Below are 21,366 nucleotides of genomic sequence, written 5' to 3' on the forward strand. Positions count from 1 at the left end.
CTTGCTAGGTCGACTGTTTATTCAGGCATTTTCAGCGGGCTGGGCGAAACGATCACACCATTATTGTCGGCGTAGACATATTCACCCGGGCGGAATGTCACGCCGGCAAAGGTCACGGCCACATTAAGATCGCCAATGCCGCGCTTGTCGGTCTTCATCGGATGGCTAGCCAGCGCCTGGACACCGAGGTCGGTCTGCGCAATGACGTCGACATCGCGAATGCAGCCGTAGATCACCAGGCCTTCCCAACCGTTTTTCGCCGCTTTCTCGGCCAGCATGTCGCCCAATAGGGCACGACGCAGCGAACCGCCGCCGTCGACCACCAGTACTTTGCCATCGCCCTTGAGATCGACCTGCTCTTTGACCAGCGAGTTGTCTTCGAAGCATTTGATGGTCACGATTTCGCCGCCGAATGAATCTCGGCCACCAAAATTGCTGAACATCGGTTCAACCACCTGCACCAGGTCCGGATAGGCGTCGCACAGGTCGGGAGTGAGGTAATGATTCATCGAGAAACTCCTGTAACAGAAAGACCACGATTGAAGATGCCGCAAACCCGGGCACTGTATTGATGAAACGAGCCCAGACCGCGCAGGTTTAATGCTGCGGTGGGAATCATGCGACATCAGGCTCGGCCATCAGTGGCCGACGCCCGAAGCAAACAACACGAACACAATTCCCACTACGTAACTGAATATGACCAAAACAGCTCAATGCGTCATATCTTAGCCGCAACCCGGGCCGAGCGAAATGCTCTTGTCAGCGCTCCGGCATCAAACCACGGCGGCCAGATCAGGTGCCGGCGTCAGCAGCGGCGTCTGCTGGTCGGTCAACCAGCGGGCAACCAACGGCCAGACTTCAACCTGCGCCGCTTTGCTCACCAGCATTTCGACATGCCCGAAATTACCGCTGAAACCCTGCTCGCGCCCCAGGCAGACAAATTGTTTGTGCTCGGAACCTAGCTGCTCATAAAGCTTGCGACAGGCCCACGTCGGGTCCTGATGATCGCCCGCGGCGCTGACGGCCAGCACCGGCATCTGGACCTCGGCCAGGCCGGCCCACCAATCCTTGTCCCTATCGCCGAAACGTCCGAACAGGCCGTACCAGCGCATGCTTTCCAACGCCAGGCCGATCGGCTCGTCTTCCGGACCACGCTTGAGCCGCGACCCCGAGAGCTGGGCAAAGCGCTTGAGAACAAAACGACCGCCCCACTCCACCGGTGGAATCTTCAATGGCCAGTACGTGCGGCTGACCTGGCTGCCAAAAAAGGCCGCCGAGGCCACCGCCGGCTCGCCCAGGTACTGTCCGCCCAAGGCCGCGGCCAGGGTGATCCCCCCCAGGGAATGGCCGATCCAGTGCGGGACCTGCCCACTCTGCTCGCGCACGAAGGCGCCAATGGCCGGTAGGTCGTAACGCGCATAGTCGGCGACACGATTCTTGCGATAGCCAGCGTTGCGTTGCGACAGGCCATGGCCACGCATCTCAGGGATCCACACATCAAAACCGGCACGGGCCAGGTATGCGCCCAGACCCAGGCCCTTGGGGGAAAACCAGAAGCGGCGGTTGGAAAAACTGCCGTGAAGCAAGATCACCGGAACACCACGAGCCTCAGGCTCATCAGCCAGGCCCAAACGGGTAACGGCGATCTCCACCGTGCTGTCCGGACTGTTACCCGGCTTCAGGCGGTACACGTCTTCACTCAGGTCGCCTCGACGTTCAGCACTGATCAAGGCGACGGGAAATAGGTTGCTGCTGCTTTGCATAATGCTCTTGCACAAAAAAGGGCGGCATCCAGATGGAGCCCGCCCTACTTGAATCTCAAAGGCCCGGCCGACACGTGGCCGGCCGGGCCTTCATTCACCGATCAGACCGCAGCCTGACCTTCAGCCAGGAAGAACCAGGTTTCCAGTACGGAGTCGGGGTTCAGCGAGACGCTCTCGATACCCTGCTCCATCAACCATTTGGCCAGGTCTGGGTGGTCCGAAGGACCCTGGCCGCAGATGCCAATGTACTTGCCGGCCTTGTTGCAGGCGGCAATGGCGTTGGCCAGCAGCTTTTTGACCGCCGGATTACGCTCATCGAACAGGTGCGCGATGATCCCGGAGTCACGGTCCAGGCCCAGGGTCAGCTGGGTCAGGTCGTTGGAGCCGATGGAGAAACCGTCGAAGAATTCGAGGAACTCTTCCGCCAGGATCGCGTTGGAAGGCAGCTCGCACATCATGATGATGCGCAGGCCGTTCTCGCCCCGCTTCAGGCCATTTTCAGCCAGCAGGTCGATCACTTGGCTGGCTTCGCCCAGGGTACGGACAAACGGCACCATGATCTCGACGTTGGTCAGGCCCATCTCGTTGCGCACGCGCTTGAGGGCACGGCACTCGAGCTCGAAGCAGTCACGGAAGGATTCACTGATGTAACGCGAGGCACCACGGAAGCCCAGCATCGGGTTTTCTTCTTCCGGCTCGTACAGCTTGCCGCCGATCAAGTTGGCGTATTCGTTGGACTTGAAGTCCGATAGGCGCACGATGACCTTTTTCGGCGTGAACGCAGCGGCCAGGGTGCTGATGCCTTCCACCAGCTTCTCGACGTAGAAGCCGACTGGGTCGTCATAGCCAGCGATGCGTTTGTCGACGCTGTCCTTGATTTCCTGCGGCAGGCCGGCGTAGTTCAGCAGCGCCTTGGGGTGCACGCCGATCATGCGGTTGATGATGAACTCCAGGCGGGCCAGGCCGACACCGGCGTTGGGCAACTGGGCGAAGTCGAAGGCGCGATCCGGATTGCCGACGTTCATCATGATTTTGAATGGCAGGTCAGGCATCGCATCGACCGAGTTCTTCTTGACGTCGAAGCCCAGCTCGCCTTCAAAGATGTAGCCGGTGTCGCCTTCGGCGCAGGATACGGTGACGCCCTGGCCTTCCTTCAGCAGTTGGGTGGCGTTGCCGCAACCAACGACCGCCGGGATCCCCAACTCGCGAGCGATGATCGCCGCGTGGCAGGTACGGCCGCCACGGTTGGTGACGATGGCGCTGGCGCGCTTCATCACCGGCTCCCAGTCCGGGTCGGTCATGTCGGACACCAGGACGTCGCCGGGCTGGACTTTGTCCATCTCGGAAACGTCTTTGATGATCCGCACCTTGCCGGCACCGATGCGCTGGCCGATGGCACGGCCTTCCACCAGCACAGTGCCGGTTTCCTTGAGCAGGTAACGCTCCATCACGTTGGCCTGGGTGCGGCTTTTCACGGTTTCAGGACGGGCCTGAACGATGTACAGCTTGCCGTCGTCGCCATCTTTGGCCCATTCGATGTCCATCGGGCACTTGTAGTGCTTCTCGATGATCATCGCCTGCTTGGCCAGCTCGCTGACTTCCGCATCGCTGAGGCAGAAACGGGCGCGTTCGGCCTTGTCGACATCGACGGTTTTCACCGAACGGCCGGCCTTGGCTTCGTCGCCGTAGATCATCTTGATGGCCTTGCTGCCCAGGTTGCGGCGCAGGATGGCCGGGCGACCGGCTTCAAGGGTGTTTTTGTGGACGTAGAATTCGTCGGGGTTGACCGCGCCCTGGACCACGGTTTCACCCAGGCCGTAGGCGCCGGTGATAAACACCACGTCACGGAAGCCCGACTCGGTGTCGAGGGTGAACATCACGCCGGCAGTGCCGGTTTCCGAACGCACCATGCGCTGCACGCCGGCAGACAGGGCGACCAGTTTGTGGTCGAAGCCTTGGTGCACGCGGTAGGAAATGGCGCGGTCGTTGAACAACGAGGCAAACACTTCCTTGGCGGCGCGAATCACGTTCTCGACGCCACGGATGTTGAGGAAGGTTTCCTGCTGGCCGGCGAAGGAGGCGTCCGGCAAGTCTTCGGCCGTCGCAGAGGAGCGTACGGCTACGGCGATATCGGGGTTGCCGGCCGACAGCGCGGCGAAGGCGGTGCGGATCTCGGCGTTAAGTTTCTCGGGGAATTCGGCTTCCATGATCCATTGACGGATCTGTGCGCCGGTCTTGGCCAGGGCGTTGACATCATCGACGTCCAGGGCATCGAGTGCCGCATGGATCTGGTCGTTGAGACCGCTGAGTTCAAGAAAATCACGGTAGGCCTGAGCCGTCGTGGCGAAGCCGCCGGGGACCGATACGCCGGCGCCCGCGAGGTTGCTGATCATCTCGCCCAGGGATGCGTTCTTGCCCCCCACATGCTCTACATCATGGACGCCGAGCTTATCGAGGGAAACTACGTACTCTACCAAGGTGATCTCTCCACTAACTGTGTTGGAAAAGCTCAGAAGCCGGCTGCTCGAAGGAGCAATTGCCCGCTATATGGCCTGGACCTGGAAAATAAGTGAGAATGCGGGCCATTCCAGGCCGGCAAATCGCGCCTATCATATCCAAGATTCGTCACTAGCTTAAGGCCCAAGGTGCAAATGAAACGATCTGCTTTCTTTATTTCCGACGGCACCGGTATTACGGCCGAAACCCTCGGCCAAAGCCTGTTGGCGCAGTTCGAAAACATCACCTTCAGCAAATTCACGCGGCCGTACATCGACAGCGTGGAAAAAGCGCGGGCCATGGTACAACAAATCAACATCGCCGCCGAAAAGGACGGATTTCGCCCGATCATCTTCGACACCATCGTCAATCAGGACATTCGTGAGATCCTCGCGACCTCCAATGGTTTCATGATCGATATTTTCTCGACCTTCCTCGCCCCACTGGAGCAGGAGTTGAGCGAGCACTCGTCGTACTCGGTCGGCAAGTCCCATTCCATTGGCCACAACTCCAATTACATGGAGCGCATCGAGGCGGTGAACTTCGCCCTCGACAACGACGACGGCGCCCGCACCCACTATTACGACAAGGCCGACCTGATCCTGGTGGGCGTTTCGCGCTGCGGCAAAACCCCGACCTGCCTGTACATGGCCATGCAATTTGGCATTCGCGCGGCCAACTACCCGCTGACCGAGGACGACATGGAGCGCCTGCAACTGCCAAACGCCCTGCGCGCGCACCAGCACAAGCTGTTCGGCCTGACCATCGACCCCGACCGCCTGACCGCGATCCGCAACGAGCGCAAACCCAACAGCCGCTATTCGAGCTACGCCCAGTGCGAGTTCGAGGTGCGCGAGGTGGAAAACCTGTTCCGTCGCGAAAATATCCCCCACATCAACTCCACGCATTTTTCGGTGGAGGAGATTTCGGCAAAAATCCTCGTCGAAAAAGGCGTGGAACGCCGCTTCAAGTAAGCCCCTCCCCCGTGGCGAAGGCGTTTGCGCCTTAGCCACGGCGATTTACCAGGCGCTCGCCCCGTCGCCCTGCCCCAGCGCCCGGGCCAAGGCGCCAAACCCCGCCACCAACAACCGATCATCGTCCGAGGTGTTGCAGACGCTGGCGCGAATGTATTGCGGCACGGCCGCCTGCCCCACGGCAAACGCTTCGGCGGTGGCGATCAGGTAGTGGTTGCGCTTGAGTTCAGCCTCGATTTCCGAGGCGCGCCATGGCTCGGGGACCTTGATCCAGAAATGCGGGCTACCGGGTGGACTGCGCCACTCCAGCCCCGCCAACAGGCCTTCGACCAAGGCCTTGCGCCGGCGGATTTCAGCGATCTGCTGTTGCCGCAGGGCCTCGGCCACCGGGCTTTCGATCCAGACACAAGCCAGCTCAAGGGTCAACGGCGTGGCCATCCAGCAGGTCGCGCGTACCGCCGCCGCCAAACGGTCCACCAGCGCCACCGGCGCATGCACGAACCCTACCCGCAACCCGGCCGCCAGCGCCTTGCTCAGGCTGCCGATCAACACCGTGCGCTCGGGGGCGAAATGACTCAGGGGCGCCGGGCGCTGGTCCATCAGCACCGCATGGGCCTCATCTTCGATCAGCAGCAGATTGTGCTGGCGACCCAGTTCGGCGATGGCCTGGCGCCGGGCTGGCGACTGCACCGCGGTGGTCGGGTTCTGCAAGCTCGGGGTGCAATACAGAGCCACCACCCGATGGTTGCGGCAGGCCTCATCCAGGGCCTGCGGGAGCAGGCCCTGCGCGTCCATCTCCAAGCCGATCAGCTTGATCCCGAGCATGCGCGCGGTGCTGATCAGGCCAGGGTAGGTCAATTGTTCGGTGACCAGGGTGTCCCCGGGCTTGAGCAGTGCCATCAACGTAATGTGCAGCCCGTGCTGGGCGCCATTGACGCAAATGACCTGCTCGGCCTGCGCAGTAAAATCCTCTTGCGATAGCCAGCGTGCGCCCGCCGCACGATGACGCACCAGGCCGGCCTCGGCGCTGTAGCGGCTGAGGTCATGCAAAGTCGCAAGGTCCTGGGCCAAGGCGTGCAGCCCCTGCGCCATAAGAGCAATTTCCGGCCCGGGGATATGGGTGTTGCGGCTCATGTCGAAGCTGGCCGGCGGTTCATCGCTGACGTTGCGAAAGCCCGCATCACGCTGGCGCTCCATGCCCTGCTGGCGCACGTAGGTGCCATCGCCGACCCGCGCCACCACCCGCCCCAGACGCTCCAGCTCGCCGTAGGCGCGGCTGATGGTGCCAATGGTCACTCCCAGGCTGTCCGCCAGCAGGCGATGGGGCGGCAATTTGCTGCCCGGGGCAATGGTTCCCTGGGCAATGCCGTCATCGATAGCGCCGGCCAGGCGCTGGTACTTGGGGCCGACCTCCGATTCGAGTGCGGATCGGATCATTGACACCATGTCAATACTTACTTTGACAGCCATCATTTTCCCTAATAGCGTGCTTTACAGGTTCAATTACCGGAACAGACCCGCTCAATATAGAGGTCAATTCCGCTTCATGAAAGGAATCCCAGGTTGACTACCTCAACAGCCATACACAGCAACACCCGTGTCTCGAAGCCCTGGCTGGCCGGTCTGATCACCAGCGTGCTGTTTCTGATCGTCTGCCTGAGCTGGGGCACCACCTGGCTCGGCATCAAGATCGCCGTGGAAAGCGTGCCGCCCCTGACCGCCGCCGGCCTGCGGTTTCTGATCGCCTTTCCGCTGTTTCTCGGCTTCGCCCTGGTACGCCGCGAGCCGATCCTGTTTCCCCGCTCCAAGCGCTGGTTCTTCGTGTTCGTCACCCTGTGCTACTTCAGCCTGCCCTACTACCTGCTGAACTACGGCGAGATGCACGTTTCTTCCGGGCTCACGGCCTTGCTGTTCAGTTGCATGCCGGTGTTTATCCTGATTTTTTCCGCGATCTTCCTGCGGGAGAAAATCTACACCTCGCAGGTAGTCGGGATCGCCATCGGCTTTGCCAGCCTGTACATGATCATCCGCAGTCAGGGCCTGCACCTGGACCACGCCGAGCTGTTTGGCGTGGTGGCGATTCTTACCGCCGCGGTGCTGCACGCCTTGTGCTACGTCATCACCAAGCAGCAAGGCAGCGCCATCAGCGTTATCACCTACAACACCCTGCCGATCGGCATTGCCGGGCTGATGCTGTTTGTGATCGGGCTGTGTGTTGAGAGCCCGAGTTTCGGCACGATCAGCCCGCGCTCCTGGGGCGCGCTGCTGTACCTGGGGCTGGTGGCATCGGTGGGCGGGTTTATCGTGTATTTCCTGCTGCTCAAGCGCCTGAGCCCGATCATTCTGTCGTTCGTGTTTATCATCTTCCCGGTGTTCGCGGTGATGATCGGCGCCTGGTACGAAGGGCAAAGCCTGTCGCGGGAATTGCTGATGTACTCGGCGGTGTTATTGACCGGGTTTGCCATCACCAAATTGCCGGTGGAGAAGTGGTTGTTTAAGGCCAAAGCGCCTCTGTAGCCACCGCCGAGAGGCTCGGGCCGCGTTCGGACGCTGGCCATCTTCAACGCCGTGGGTACACCAGACACGCCACGGCGTTAGGTCGGGCCAGCGCAGCCTCGCAGGCTAGGCATCAGCTACAGGGTGGATGGGCGCAGGTCAGATCACGAACAGGTCGACGAAGCGCTGCACCGGTGTGGCTTCGAGCTGTGCCTGGTCCTTGCACAGGGCGAAGATCTGCGCCGAGCGCTGGGCGGTGAAGCGGGTGGCGAGGTTGGCCTTGAACTTGTCTTCCAGCAGCGGGATGCCTTCGGCGCGGCGCCGACGATGGCCGATCGGGTATTCCACCACCACCTGCTCGGTGCTGGAACCGTCCCTGAAAAACACCTGCAAGGCATTGGCAATCGAGCGCTTGTCGGCCTCCAGGTATTCGCGGGTGTAGCGCGGCTCTTCGACCACCTGCATTTTCTCGCGCAACTGATCGATGATCGGGTGCGCGGCGTGGAATTCATCTTCGTACTGCTCGGCCACCAGGTTGCCAAACGCCAAGGGTACGGCGGTCATGTACTGGATGCAGTGGTCGCGATCCGCGGCATTGGCCAGCGGCCCGACCTTGGAAATGATGCGGATGGCCGATTCGTGGGTGGTGATCACAATGCGCTCGATCTCGTGCAGGCGATTGCGCACCAGCGGGTGCAGGGTCACCGCCGCTTCACAGGCGGTCTGGGCATGGAACTCGGCCGGGAAGCTGATTTTGAACAGCACGTTTTCCATCACATAGCTGGCGTATTTCTGCGACAGGCTGAACCGGCGCTGGCCCTCGGGCTTGAGCGCCAGGTCCTTGTTGGTATGGCTGAACAGCACGTCATAGAACCCCCACTGCGGCGCGCTCAGCACCCCGGGAATCCCCATCTCGCCACGCAGGGCGATATCTGCCAGGCGCACGCCCCGGCTGGAAGCATCCCCCGCAGCCCAGGATTTGCGCGAACCGGCATTCGGCGCATGGCGGTAAGTGCGCAGTGCCTGGCCGTCGACGAAGGCGTGGGACAACGCCGCCAGCAACTGCTCGCGATTGGCACCCATCAACTTGGCACTCACCGCAGTGGAGGCCACTTTGACCAGCAGCACATGGTCCAGACCCACCCGGTTGAAGGAGTTTTCCAAAGCGATCACGCCCTGGATTTCATGGGCCATGATCATCGCCTCCAGCACCGCCCGCACGGTCAGTGGCGCCTCGCCATTGGCCACGCGCTTTTGCGACAGGTGATCGGCCACGGCGAGGATGCCACCGAGGTTGTCCGAAGGGTGCCCCCACTCCGCTGCCAGCCAGGTGTCGTTGTAGTCGAGCCAGCGCACGATGCAGCCGATGTCCCAGGCCGCCTTGACCGGGTCCAGGCGATAACTGGTGCCCGGCACCCGTGCGCCGAAGGGCACCACGGTGCCTTCGACGATCGGCCCCAGGTGCTTGGTGCACTCCGGAAAACGCAGGGCCAGCAGGCCGCAGCCCAAGGTGTCCATCAGGCAATTGCGGGCGGTGTCGAGGGCTTCGGGCGAGTCGACGCGGTAGGTCAGGACGTAGTCGGCAATGTCCTGCAGGACCTGGTCGTAGTCGGGACGGTTGTTGAGGTCAACGTTGGCGCTCATGAGCGATTCACTCCAGTTACAGGGTCGAATGTAGGGTCGATTCCTCAGGCACAGGTCAGGTCAATAACGGCATCGCAGGTCTGCGCCTGCTCAGCTACTCGATAACAACATCACTATCAGCAATCGTGGCGAGGGAGCTTGCTCCCGCTGGGCGGCGTAACCGCCCGTAAGGCGGCCCATGCGTTGCAGCAGGTAAATCGCGTGCTCAGGTTTTACGACCGCTGCGCGGCCGAGCGGGAGCAAGCTCCCTCGCCACGGCAAGCTTCCCCCATCCAAACTCCTCTGCTCTTAGAAACTGTCGCCCGGCACCCGCACCCAGCCTTCCATCAGCACCCGGGCGCTGCGGCTCATGATGGCCTTGACCACCGTCCACTCGCCATTGGCCTGGCTGGCTTCGGCGCCGACCCGCAGGGTGCCCGAGGGGTGGCCGAAACGCACCGCGCTGCGCGCACCGCCACCGGCCGCGAGATTGACCAGGGTGCCGGGGATCGCTGCCGCCGTGCCGATGGCCACCGCCGCAGTGCCCATCATCGCGTGGTGCAGCTTGCCCATGGACAACGCCCGCACCAGCAGGTCGACATCACCGACTTTGACCGCCTTGCCGCTGGACGCGGTGTAGTCGGCCGGCGGCGCGACAAAAGCCACCTTGGGTGTGTGCTGGCGCGTAGCGGCTTGATCCAGGTGCTGGATCAGCCCCATGCGCAGGGCGCCGTGGGCGCGGATGGTCTCGAACATCGCCAGCGCCTTGGGATCGCCGTTGATCTGGCCCTGCAGTTCGGTGCCCTGGTAACCCAGGTCTTGCGCATTGATAAAAATGGTCGGAATCCCGGCGTTGATCATGGTCGCCTTGAACGTGCCGACACCCGGCACTTCGAGGTCGTCAACCAGGTTGCCGGTGGGGAACATCGAACCGCCCGCGCCCTCTTCCTCGGCCGCCGGGTCCATGAACTCCAATTGCACTTCGGCGGCGGGAAAGGTCACGCCGTCGAGTTCAAAATCACCGGTTTCCTGTACCGCACCGTCGGTGATCGGCACGTGGGCGATGATGGTCTTGCCGATGTTGGCCTGCCAGATACGCACCACGGCCACGCCGTTTTGCGGCACCCGGGCTGCGTCCACCAGCCCGCTGCTGATGGCGAAGGAACCGACCGCCGCCGACAGGTTGCCGCAGTTGCCGCTCCAGTCGACGAAGGGCTTGTCGATGGCGACCTGGCCAAACAGGTAATCGACGTCGTGATCGGCCTTGATGCTTTTCGACAGAATCACCGTCTTGCTGGTGCTGGAAGTCGCCGCGCCCATGCCGTCGATCTGCTTGTCGTACGGGTCGGGGCTGCCGATCACCCGCAGCAGCAACGCATCACGGGCCGCGCCGGGCAACTGCGCCGCTTCGGGCAGGTCCTGCAGGTTGAAGAACACACCTTTGCTGGTGCCGCCGCGCATGTAGGTGGCGGGAATCTTGATTTGCGGTACGAAAGCCATGGAAATCTGGTCCTGATAAGGCCGGGGGCGCGACCTTGCAGTCGGCCCCCGGCGCGCCACTTAGGCCGTAGCCGATTCGAGGAAATCCTGGGCAAAGCGCTGCAACACGCCGCCCGCCTCATAGATCGATACTTCTTCTGCGGTGTCGAGGCGGCAGGTAACCGGAACTTCCAGTCGCTCGCCGTCACGCCGGTTGATCACCAGGGTCAGGGTCGCGCGCGGCGTACGCTCGCCGATCACGTCGAAGGTCTCGGTGCCGTCGATGCCTAGGGTCTTGCGGTTGGTGCCCGGCAGGAACTCCAGCGGCAACACGCCCATGCCCACCAGGTTGGTGCGGTGGATACGCTCGAAACCTTCGGCGGCAATCGCCTCGACCCCCGCCAGGCGCACGCCCTTGGCCGCCCAGTCGCGGGACGAACCCTGACCGTAGTCGGCGCCGGCGATGATGATCAGCGGCTGCTTGCGCTGCATGTAGGTTTCAATGGCTTCCCACATCCGCGTGACCTGGCCTTCGGGCTCGATCCGCGCCAGGGAACCCTGCTTGACCTTGCCGTTTTCCTGGACCATTTCATTGAACAGTTTGGGGTTGGCAAAGGTCGCGCGCTGGGCGGTCAGGTGGTCGCCACGGTGGGTGGCGTAGGAGTTGAAGTCCTCTTCCGGCAGGCCCATTTTCGCCAGGTACTCGCCAGCGGCGCTGTCGAGCATGATGGCGTTGGAGGGCGACAGGTGGTCGGTGGTGATGTTGTCCGGCAGCACCGCCAGCGGGCGCATGCCGCTCAGGCTGCGCGCGCCGGCCAGGGCCCCTTCCCAATACGGCGGGCGCCGAATGTAGGTGCTCATCTCGCGCCAGTCGTACAGTGGCTCGACCTTGGGCCCGGTGTCTTCGTGGATGGCGAACATAGGGATGTACACCTGGCGGAACTGCTCCGGCTTGACCGAGGCCTTGACCACCGCGTCGATCTCTTCATCGCTGGGCCAGATGTCCTTGAGCCGCACTTCGTTGCCCTGGGTGTCCAGGCCCAGCACGTCCTTCTCGATATCGAAGCGGATGGTGCCGGCAATCGCATAGGCCACCACCAGCGGCGGCGAGGCGAGGAATGCCTGCTTGGCGTACGGGTGGATACGCCCGTCGAAGTTGCGGTTGCCCGAGAGCACTGCCGTGGCATACAGGTCGCGGTCGATGATCTCTTGCTGGATCACCGGGTCCAGGGCCCCGGACATGCCGTTGCAGGTGGTGCAGGCAAAGGCCACCACGCCGAATCCCAACTGCTCCAGTTCCTTGGTCAGGCCGGCTTCGTCCAGGTACAGGGCCACGGTTTTCGAGCCCGGCGCCAGGGACGACTTGACCCAGGGCTTGCGGGTCAGGCCCAGCTTGTTGGCGTTGCGCGCGATCAGGCCGGCGGCGATCACGTTGCGCGGGTTGCTGGTGTTGGTGCAACTGGTGATGGCGGCGATGATCACCGCGCCGTCGGGCATCTGCCCCGGCACGTCATCCCACTGGCCAGCAATGCCCTTGGCTGCCAGGTCGCTGGTGGCCACCCGTGCATGGGGGTTGCTGGGCCCGGCCATGTTGCGCACCACCGCAGACAGGTCGAACTGCAGGCCACGCTCATAACGCGCGGTCTTCAGACTCTCGGCCCAGAGGCCGGTGTGCCTGGCGTAGCTTTCCACCAGTTGCACCTGCTGCTCTTCGCGGCCGGTGAGTTTCAGGTAGTCGATGGTTTGCTGGTCGATGTAGAACATCGCTGCAGTGGCGCCGTATTCCGGGGCCATGTTGGAGATGGTCGCGCGGTCGCCCAGGGTCAGGGCCGACGCACCTTCACCAAAGAATTCGAGCCAGGCGCCCACCACCTTCTGCTGCCGCAGGAACTCGGTCAGCGCCAGCACCATGTCGGTGGCGGTGATGCCTGGTTGCAGCTTGCCGGTCAGCTCGACGCCGATGATTTCCGGCAGGCGCATCCACGACGCTCGCCCAAGCATCACGCTCTCGGCTTCCAGGCCGCCAACGCCAATCGCGATCACCCCCAGGGCATCCACGTGAGGGGTATGGCTGTCGGTGCCGACGCAGGTATCAGGGAAGGCCACGCCATCGCGCACCTGGATCACCGGGGACATTTTCTCCAGGTTGATCTGGTGCATGATGCCGTTGCCCGGCGGGATCACGTCGACGTTCTTGAACGCCTTCTTGGTCCAGTTGATGAAGTGGAAACGGTCTTCGTTGCGCCGGTCTTCGATGGCGCGGTTCTTCTCGAACGCCTCGGGATCGAAGCCGCCGCGCTCGACCGCCAGGGAATGGTCGACGATCAACTGGGTCGGCACCACCGGGTTGACCAGCGCCGGGTCACCGCCCTGGTCGGCGATCGCGTCGCGCAGGCCGGCCAGGTCCACCAGCGCGGTCTGGCCGAGAATGTCGTGGCACACCACCCGCGCGGGGTACCAGGGGAAGTCGAGGTCGCTCTTGCGTTCGATCAGTTGGCGCAGCGAGGCGCTCAAGGTCGCCGGATCGCAGCGGCGTACCAGGTTTTCCGCCAGCACCCGCGAGGTGTACGGCAGGCTGTCGTAGGCGCCGGGGGCGATCTGATCGACCGCCGCGCGGGTGTCGAAATAATCCAGGCGGCTGCCGGGCAGCGTTTTGCGAAATTCAGTGTTCATCGTCAGGACTCGGTCACGGTAGTTTCAAAGGAAGCGTGCGGCGCTGCATGGAATGGAAGCCTGCCCCCACGGGACTCCCGGCTCATTCAATATCAGCGCCGACACGCTGCCGGTCAGCGACGCTCGATTGGCACGAACTTGCGCTGTTCAACGCCGATGTATTCGGCGCTTGGACGGATGATGCGGTTGTTGGCCCGCTGCTCGAACACGTGGGCGGCCCAGCCGGTCAGGCGCGAGCAGACAAAGATCGGCGTGAACAGCTTGGTCGGGATGCCCATGAAGTGGTACGCCGAGGCATGGTAGAAGTCGGCGTTGGGGAACAGCTTCTTCTGCTCCCACATGGTCTTGTCGATGGCTTCGGAGACCGGGAACAGCACCTTGTCGCCTACTTCGTCGGCGAGCTTTTTCGACCAGCCCTTGATCACCTCGTTGCGCGGATCGTTGTCCTTATAGATCGCGTGACCGAAGCCCATGATCTTGTCCTTGCGCTCGAGCATGCCGAGGGTGCCCTCGACCGCGGCCTGTGGCGAGCTGAAGCGTTCGATCATCTCCATCGCCGCTTCGTTGGCGCCGCCGTGCAGCGGGCCGCGCAGCGAGCCGATGGCCGCGGTGACGCAGGAATACAGGTCGGACAGGGTCGAGGCGCAGACCCGAGCGGTAAAGGTCGAGGCGTTGAATTCGTGCTCGGCGTAGAGGATCAGCGACACGTTCATGACCTTGACGTGCAACTCGCTAGGCTTCTTGCCATGCAGCAGATGCAGGAAGTGGCCGCCGATGGAGGGCTCGTCACTCACGCAATCGATGCGTTTTGCATCGTGGCTGAAGCGGTACCAGTAGCACATGATCGCCGGGAACGCGGCCAACAGGCGGTCGGTGACATCGTGCTGTGCGCTGAAGTCCTTCTCAGGCTCGATATTGCCCAGGAACGAGCAGCCGGTACGCATCACGTCCATCGGGTGGGCGTCGGCCGGGATCCGCTCCAGCACTTCCTTCAGCGCCTGGGGCAGGTCGCGCAGCTTGCCCAGCTTGGCCTGGTAATCCGCCAGTTGGGCCTTGGTGGGCAGTTCGCCGTACAGCAACAGGTAGGCCACTTCTTCGAACTGGGCATCCGCCGCCAGTTCACGCACGTCATAGCCGCGATAGGTCAGGCCGGCGCCCGCCTGGCCCACGGTGGACAGTGCGGTCTGCCCGGCAACCTGGCCACGCAGGCCCGCGCCACTCAATACTTTTGCTTCGGCCATTGCTCTCTCCAATCTTGAATTTGTTAGGGACTTGGCAACTTCATCAACGGTTTGTTCGTGGTTGGCTAATCAACCTTTCTTCTGTGCAAACAGCGCATCGAGTTTTTGCTCGAAGACGTGGTAGTCGATGCGGTCGTACAGCTCCATGCGGGTTTGCATGGTGTCGATCACGTTCTGCTGGGTGCCATCGCGACGGATCGCGGTGAAGACGTTTTCCGCCGCCTTGTTCATGGCGCGGAACGCCGACAGCGGGTACAGCACCAGAGACACGCCCACGGAGCCGAGCTGCTCGGTGGTGTAGAGCGGGGTCGCGCCGAATTCGGTGATATTGGCCAGGATCGGCGCCTTCACCCGATCGGCAAAAATCCGGTACATCTCGAGTTCGGTGATGGCTTCCGGAAACACCATGTCGGCGCCGGCTTCGATGCAGGCGGCGGCGCGATCCAGGGCCGATTCCAGGCCTTCGACCGCCAGGGCGTCGGTGCGCGCCATGATCACGAAGCTGTCATCGGTGCGCGCATCGACGGCGGCCTTGATGCGGTCGACCATTTCCTGCTGCGAGACAATTTCCTTGTTTGGGCGATGGCCGCAGCGCTTGGCGCCAACCTGGTCTTCGATATGGATCGCCGCCGCGCCGAACTTGATCATCGACTTGACGGTGCGCGCCACGTTGAACGCCGAGGAACCGAAGCCGGTGTCCACGTCCACCAGCAATGGCAGGTCGCAGACGTCGGTGATGCGGCGCACGTCGGTCAGCACATCATCCAGGCCGGTGATGCCCAGGTCCGGCACGCCCAGGGAGCCGGCAGCCACCCCGCCACCCGACAGGTAGATGGCCTTGAAACCGGCGCGCTGGGCCAGCAGGGCGTGGTTGGCGTTGATGGTGCCGACCACTTGCAAGGGGTGCTCGCTGGCGACCGCCTCACGGAAACGCTGGCCTGGAGTGCTTTTGTTAGTGGAGCTCATGACTCACCTCTCTAGGGCGCGGACTCTGGAAAGTGACGCGCAATGTTGCGTTTGGAGGCGCCGATATGTCGGCGCATCAGTAACTCGGCCAATTCACCGTCGCGGTCGGCGATGGCATCGAGAATCCGGTGGTGCTCGGCGAACGCCTGGCGCGGCCGATTGGGCGTGGCGGAAAACTGGATGCGGTACATCCGCACCAGTTGATACAGCTCGCCACAGAGCATTTGCGTGAGGGTGCGGTTGCCGGCGCCCTGGATGATCCGATAGTGGAAGTCGAAATCCCCTTCCTGCTGGTAGTAGCCGACGCCGGCCTGAAATGCCGCATCGCGCTCGTGGGTGTCGAGCACCCGGCGCAGCTCGTCGATTTCCTCGGTGGTCATGCGCTCCGCCGCCAGGCGGCAGGCCATGCCTTCCAGGGATTCACGGATTTCGTAGAGTTCGATCAGCTCGGCGTGGCTGAGGGACACCACCCGCGCGCCGACGTGGGGCACCCGTACCAGCAGGCGCTGCCCTTCGAGGCGATGGATGGCTTCGCGCAACGGGCCGCGGCTGATGCCGTAGGTGCGCGCCAGCTCGGGTTCGGAGATCTTGCTGCCGGGGGCGATCTCGCCCTTGACGATCGCCGCCTGGATGCGCCGGAAAACGTTCTCGGACAAGGTCTCGGAATCGTCCTGAAGCAGAACCGGGGGATCGAGTTGATCCAGCATATTGTCGACACCTTTGAAATCAATGTGACAAAAACTAGCCAATTACCCCATTACAGTCAAAGGAAAAATAGACATTGTCGACAATCGTCTAATAACCCTTTGCACCAAAACAACTCAAATGGCCCGCCCCCGGCGCTGGCGCCATAAAACCAGCGTGCTAGAATGCCGCCCGCATTTGCCTGTCATCTTTATATGGCAGGCACACGAGGGAGTTTGCGCAGCAATGCCAGTCGCCTTGAACTGAAGAACCCATGCGACACATCAGGATTTATGAGACTCAAGGCCTTTTCCCTATTGCTCTGCCTCTTGTGCCTGCCCGGCGTGAGCGCTGCCGCCGAAAAGACCGTATACGGTCTCAATGAATACGCAAGGCTGGCCGGTATCGACCTGGAAGTCGCGGCCAAGCTCGACACCGGGGCCAAGACCGCCTCCCTCAGCGCCCGCGACATCAAACGCTTCAAGCGTAATGGCGAGTCCTGGGTGCGTTTCTACCTGGCCATCGATGCCGCCCATTCCCACCCGATCGAACGGCCGCTGGCCCGGGTCAGCAAGATCAAGCGCCGCGCCGGCGACATCGATCCCGAAGACGACAAGAAATACACCTCGCGCCCGGTCATTACCCTTGATGTGTGCATGGGCACGGCCCTGCGCAGCATAGAAGTGAACTTGACCGACCGCAGTGCATTCCAATACCCGCTGCTGATCGGCTCCGAAGCCCTGAAACGCTTCGACGCGCTGGTCGACCCCAGTCTTAAATACGCTGCTGGCAAACCCGCCTGCGCCATCGACGTTCAAACCGCAGAGTAATTCCAATGCGCTCTCTTACCCTTCATCTGAAAGTCCTGATCGCCATCCTGGTGGTGTTGGGTATCTCGATCACGGCCTACCAGATTTTCGTGCTCGGTATTCCGGTGACCGAAGACGCCACCGACGACCTGTGGAACATCGACGCCAAGGTCGAGTTTGTCGCCAACGCCAAGGACCCGATCAAGATCCAGATGTTCGTGCCGCCCCTGAGCCGCGATTACGTCAGCCTCAACGAAAGCTTTATCTCCAACAACTACGGGGTCGCGGTGAACCGCGTCGATGGCAACCGCAAGGTCACCTGGTCGGCGCGCCGGGCCAAGGGCAACCAGACCCTGTACTACCGCCTGGTGCTGACCAAGCGCTACACCGGCGAGAAAGCCAAGGTCAAAGGCCCCACCTTCCGTGACAGCATTGCCGTCGAAGGCCCGGAAAAGATCGCTGCCGAAGCCCTGCTCGCACCTATTCGCCAGCACTCGGCCGACGTCGAGACCTTCATTGGCGAAGCCATCAAGCGGGTCAACAACCTCAACGACGACAACGTGAAACTGCTGCTGGCCGGTGACCCGTCCACCCCGCACAAGGCCAAGGTCGTCGAACTGCTGCTGTCCATCGCCCACGTACCGATCGAAAAGGTGCACACCATCCGCCTGGTGGCCGACCAGCCGCAAACTCCGGAGCTGTGGCTGCGCAGCTTCAATGGCAACGATTGGCTGTACTTCAACCCGGAAACCGGTGAGCAAGGCCTGCCCACCGACCGCCTGCTGTGGTGGACCGGCGACGACAACCTGATCACCGTCGATGGCGGCAAGAAAGCCAACGTCACCTTCAGCCTCAACAACAGCGAAATGAACGCCATTCGCCTGGCCAAGCTGACCGACGAGAACACCGACGCCAACTTCCTCGAGTATTCGCTGTACGGCCTGCCGCTGCAGACCCAGCAGACCTTCATGATCATGGTGATGATCCCGATTGGCGTGCTGGTGATCCTGATCCTGCGCAACCTGATCGGCCTGCAGACCCTGGGCACCTTCACTCCGGTGCTGATCGCCCTGGCCTTCCGCGAGACCCAGCTGGGCTTTGGCATCGTGCTGTTTACGGTGATTACGGCGCTCGGGCTGTCACTGCGCTCCTACCTCGAACACCTGAAGTTGCAGATGCTGCCGCGGCTGTCGGTGGTGCTGACGTTCGTGGTGGTGCTGATTGCCGCCATCAGCCTGTTCAGCCACAAGCTGGGCCTGGAACGCGGGCTGTCGGTGGCGCTGTTCCCGATGGTGATCCTGACCATGACCATCGAGCGCCTGTCGATCACCTGGGAAGAGCGCGGTGGCGGCCATGCCATGAAAGTGGCGATCGGCACGCTGTTCGCAGCCTCCCTGGCGCACTTGATCATGAGCGTGCCGGAGCTTACGTACTTCGTCTTCACCTTCCCGGCGATCCTGCTGATCCTGGTGGGCTTCATGCTGGCCATGGGTCGCTATCGCGGCTACCGCCTGACCGAGCTCGTACGCTTCAAAGCCTTCGTCAAGGCTGACTCCTGATGTTCGGCCTGTGGAAGACCTGGAAAGCCCTGGAAGCGCGGGGAATCATGGGCATCAATCGGCGTAACGCCGATTACGTGCTCAAGTACAACAAGCGCAGCCTGTACCCGATCGTGGATGACAAGATCATCACCAAGGAACGGGCGATCAAGGCCGGCATCCATGTGCCGGAGCTGTACGGGGTGATCTCCACCGAGAAGGAAATCGACAAGCTCGACGAAATCATCGCCGGGCGCAGCGACTTCGTGATCAAGCCGGCCCAGGGCGCCGGCGGTGACGGCATCATCGTGATTGCCGACCGTTTCGAGGACCGTTATCGCACGGTGTCGGGCAAGATCATCAGCCACGAGGAGATCGAGCACCATATCTCCAGCATTCTCACCGGCCTGTATTCCCTGGGCGGCCACCGCGACCGTGCACTGATCGAATACCGGGTGACCCCGGACCAGATCTTCAAGAGCATCAGCTACGAGGGCGTGCCGGACATCCGCATCATCGTGCTCATGGGCTACCCGGTAATGGCCATGCTGCGCCTGCCGACCCGCCAGTCCGGGGGCAAGGCCAACCTGCACCAGGGCGCCATCGGCGTCGGTGTCGACCTGGCCACCGGCCTGACCCTGCGCGGCACCTGGCTGAACAACATCATCACCAAGCACCCGGACACCACCAACGCGGTGGACGGCGTGCAACTGCCCTACTGGGACGGTTTCATGAAGCTCGCGGCGGGCTGCTACGAGCTGTGCGGCCTGGGTTACATCGGCGTGGACATGGTCCTGGACCAGGAAAAAGGCCCGCTGATCCTCGAACTCAACGCCCGCCCCGGCCTCAACATCCAGATCGCCAACGACTGCGGCCTGACCTTGCGCACCCATGCGGTCGAGGCGCGCCTGGAAGAGCTGAAGGCACGCGGCATCGAAGAAAGCGTCGAAGACCGGGTGAAATTCGCCCAGGAACTGTTCGGCCATATTCCGCCGGTCGAAGGCTAGGCCTGTCGGCGCGGCTACCGCTCTCTGTAGCCGCAGCCAAAGGCTCGGGCCGCGTTCGGACGCCGGCCGGCAAAGGCAGCGCAAAAATGTCATCCCCTCCTTAAATCACCGCACGCCGAATACGCCACGAACGCCGCAATCGCCGACATCCCTCTAGGAGCAACCCTGGCAGAGGACTACAATCGCCAGCCGCGCTTCGATGACTGATCTGCCCCGCATGCCAACCTGTTCCGTACACCCACTGCCCTACCGCGCCGACCCTGCCGCCTACTTTGCAGCGATTCAGCATGCCCCGGGGGCCGTGCTGCTCGACAGCGGCCGCCCGAGTGCCGAGCGCGGTCGCTACGACCTGCTCAGCGCCTGGCCCCTGGCTGAATTGACGGTGCAGGCCGGTGAAAGCGGGGCCGAGTTCCTGCAACGCCTGCGCAGCAGCCTCCAGCAACTGGGCCCGGCCAACCTTCCGACCCACTGCCAACTGCCCTTTGCCGGCGGCTTGATCGGCTACCTCAGCTACGACTTCGGCCGGCGCCTGGAACGCCTGCCCAGCCAGGCCGCGGACGACCTGCATCTGCCGGACGCACGCCTGGGCCTGTACCCCTGGGCCCTGATCAGCGACCACCAGCAAGCCAGCAGCCAACTGGTGTTCCACCCCAGCCTCGGCGGCGACCAGCGACAACGCTTGATCGACCTGTTCAGCCAAGCGCCGGCCCCTACCGTGGACCGCTTCACCCTGACCGGCACCATGACCGCCGACCTCAGCGCCGAGGACTACCGCCAGGCGTTCCAGCGTATCCAGCAGTACATCCAGGCCGGCGATTGTTACCAGGTCAACTTTGCCCAACGCTTTCGCGCCGGATGCCAGGGCGACCCCTGGAGCGCTTACCGCGCACTGCGCCTGGCCTGCCCGACGCCGTTCTCGGGTTTTCAGCGCCTGCCTGATGGCGGCGCGGTGCTCAGCCTGTCGCCGGAGCGCTTTGTCAAAGTCAGCCAGGGCCAAGTCGAGACCCGCCCGATCAAAGGCACCCGACCACGCAGCCAGGACGCCAGCGAAGACGCGGCCAACGCCGCCGAACTGCTGGCCAGCCCCAAGGACCGTGCGGAAAACCTGATGATCGTCGACCTGCTGCGCAATGACCTGGGGCGCACCTGCCGGCTCGGCTCGGTGCGCGTTCCGGAGCTGTTCAGCCTCGAGAGCTACCCCAATGTGCATCACCTGGTGAGCAGCGTTACCGGTGAGCTGGCCACGGGCAAAGATGCCCTGGACCTGATTGCCGGCAGCTTCCCGGGCGGCTCGATCACCGGCGCGCCGAAGATCCGCTCGATGCAGATCATCGACGAGCTGGAGCCGACCCGGCGCGGCCTGTATTGCGGTTCATTGCTGTACCTGGACGTACGCGGGGAAATGGACAGCTCGATCGCCATCCGCAGCCTGCTGGTCAAGGACGGGCAGGTGTGCTGCTGGGGCGGCGGCGGAATAGTCGCCGATTCGGATTGCGAGGAGGAATACCAGGAGTCCATCACCAAGGTCCGAGTCCTGCTGGAAACCCTGCAAAACCTTTGAATTCGGCAGCCGCTAAACGCCGTGGGGTGTCATCGCCAGCGCCGCCTGCGGCAGCA

16 protein-coding genes are annotated in these 21,366 nt (G+C 62.6%); 6 read left to right on the forward strand and 10 right to left on the reverse strand.

The genetic code is table 11. The features are described 5' to 3' along the window. Nucleotides 1–17 precede the first annotated feature (17 nt). The 3 genes from rraA to ppsA form a co-directional block, all read right to left on the reverse strand. Nucleotides 18–509: a ribonuclease E activity regulator RraA gene (gene rraA / locus ACOZJV_RS10435; protein WP_020300350.1), complete on the reverse strand. Its 492-nt coding sequence runs from the start codon at nt 507–509 to the stop codon at nt 18–20. A 264-nt stretch (nt 510–773) separates the two neighbouring features. Continuing rightward, nucleotides 774–1,763 carry an alpha/beta fold hydrolase gene (locus ACOZJV_RS10440; protein WP_078471145.1) on the reverse strand — a complete coding sequence of 330 codons (990 nt, stop codon included), beginning with the start codon at nt 1,761–1,763 and terminating at the stop codon, nt 774–776. A gap of 101 nt (nt 1,764–1,864) precedes the next feature. Continuing rightward, nucleotides 1,865–4,240 carry a phosphoenolpyruvate synthase gene (ppsA, locus tag ACOZJV_RS10445; protein WP_020300348.1) on the reverse strand — a complete coding sequence of 792 codons (2,376 nt, stop codon included), beginning with the start codon at nt 4,238–4,240 and terminating at the stop codon, nt 1,865–1,867. Between the two features lie 174 nt (nt 4,241–4,414). Here ppsA and ppsR point away from each other — a divergent pair, with 174 nt between their 5' ends. Beyond that, nucleotides 4,415–5,233, forward strand: a complete 819-nt coding sequence (gene ppsR / locus ACOZJV_RS10450) for a posphoenolpyruvate synthetase regulatory kinase/phosphorylase PpsR (protein ID WP_020300346.1) — start codon at nt 4,415–4,417, stop codon at nt 5,231–5,233. Between the two features lie 45 nt (nt 5,234–5,278). On the opposite strand, the gene ACOZJV_RS10455 is transcribed toward ppsR, so the two are convergent. After that, on the reverse strand, nt 5,279–6,703 hold the full coding sequence (locus ACOZJV_RS10455; protein ID WP_421547543.1) for a PLP-dependent aminotransferase family protein: 1,425 nt from the start codon (nt 6,701–6,703) through the stop codon (nt 5,279–5,281). A gap of 144 nt (nt 6,704–6,847) precedes the next feature. Here ACOZJV_RS10455 and ACOZJV_RS10460 point away from each other — a divergent pair, with 144 nt between their 5' ends. After that, entirely contained in the window at nt 6,848–7,750 is a 903-nt protein-coding gene (locus ACOZJV_RS10460) for a DMT family transporter (protein ID WP_421547607.1), read from the forward strand. A gap of 138 nt (nt 7,751–7,888) precedes the next feature. On the opposite strand, the gene prpD is transcribed toward ACOZJV_RS10460, so the two are convergent. The 6 genes from prpD to ACOZJV_RS10490 form a co-directional block, all read right to left on the reverse strand. Continuing rightward, the gene (gene prpD, locus ACOZJV_RS10465; RefSeq protein ID WP_201130170.1) at nt 7,889–9,373 is read right to left on the reverse strand and encodes a 2-methylcitrate dehydratase; all 1,485 of its coding nucleotides are present in this window, start codon (nt 9,371–9,373) and stop codon (nt 7,889–7,891) included. A gap of 288 nt (nt 9,374–9,661) precedes the next feature. After that, nucleotides 9,662–10,852, reverse strand: coding sequence for a 2-methylaconitate cis-trans isomerase PrpF (gene prpF, locus ACOZJV_RS10470; protein ID WP_020300342.1), 1,191 nt, complete (start codon nt 10,850–10,852; stop codon nt 9,662–9,664). A 60-nt stretch (nt 10,853–10,912) separates the two neighbouring features. Next, nucleotides 10,913–13,504, reverse strand: a complete 2,592-nt coding sequence (gene acnD, locus ACOZJV_RS10475; RefSeq protein WP_421547544.1) for a Fe/S-dependent 2-methylisocitrate dehydratase AcnD — start codon at nt 13,502–13,504, stop codon at nt 10,913–10,915. A 113-nt stretch (nt 13,505–13,617) separates the two neighbouring features. Then, nucleotides 13,618–14,745: a bifunctional 2-methylcitrate synthase/citrate synthase gene (gene prpC / locus ACOZJV_RS10480; RefSeq protein ID WP_078471140.1), complete on the reverse strand. Its 1,128-nt coding sequence runs from the start codon at nt 14,743–14,745 to the stop codon at nt 13,618–13,620. A 69-nt stretch (nt 14,746–14,814) separates the two neighbouring features. Then, nucleotides 14,815–15,711, reverse strand: a complete 897-nt coding sequence (prpB, locus tag ACOZJV_RS10485; protein ID WP_020300339.1) for a methylisocitrate lyase — start codon at nt 15,709–15,711, stop codon at nt 14,815–14,817. Nucleotides 15,712–15,722: 11 nt separating this feature from the next. Further along, a complete protein-coding gene (locus ACOZJV_RS10490; RefSeq protein WP_078471138.1) occupies nt 15,723–16,418 on the reverse strand; it encodes a GntR family transcriptional regulator in 696 nt (231 codons plus the stop codon). 270 nt (nt 16,419–16,688) lie between these two features. Between ACOZJV_RS10490 and ACOZJV_RS10495 the strand changes: the two genes are divergently transcribed. From ACOZJV_RS10495 to pabB, 4 genes are all read left to right on the forward strand, one after another. Beyond that, nucleotides 16,689–17,225, forward strand: coding sequence for an ATP-dependent zinc protease (locus ACOZJV_RS10495; protein ID WP_020300337.1), 537 nt, complete (start codon nt 16,689–16,691; stop codon nt 17,223–17,225). 5 nt (nt 17,226–17,230) lie between these two features. Then, nucleotides 17,231–18,763: an inactive transglutaminase family protein gene (locus ACOZJV_RS10500; protein WP_201130167.1), complete on the forward strand. Its 1,533-nt coding sequence runs from the start codon at nt 17,231–17,233 to the stop codon at nt 18,761–18,763. Beyond that, on the forward strand, nt 18,763–19,749 hold the full coding sequence (locus ACOZJV_RS10505; protein ID WP_421547545.1) for an alpha-L-glutamate ligase-like protein: 987 nt from the start codon (nt 18,763–18,765) through the stop codon (nt 19,747–19,749). Before ACOZJV_RS10500 ends, ACOZJV_RS10505 begins: the two co-directional genes overlap by 1 nt. A 217-nt stretch (nt 19,750–19,966) precedes the next feature. Then, the gene (pabB, locus tag ACOZJV_RS10510) at nt 19,967–21,310 is read left to right on the forward strand and encodes an aminodeoxychorismate synthase component I (protein WP_421547608.1); all 1,344 of its coding nucleotides are present in this window, start codon (nt 19,967–19,969) and stop codon (nt 21,308–21,310) included. Nucleotides 21,311–21,366 lie beyond the last annotated feature (56 nt).

It is taken from the genome of Pseudomonas sp. QD4 (assembly GCF_049199125.1).
In the GTDB taxonomy this organism is placed as follows: domain Bacteria; phylum Pseudomonadota; class Gammaproteobacteria; order Pseudomonadales; family Pseudomonadaceae; genus Aquipseudomonas.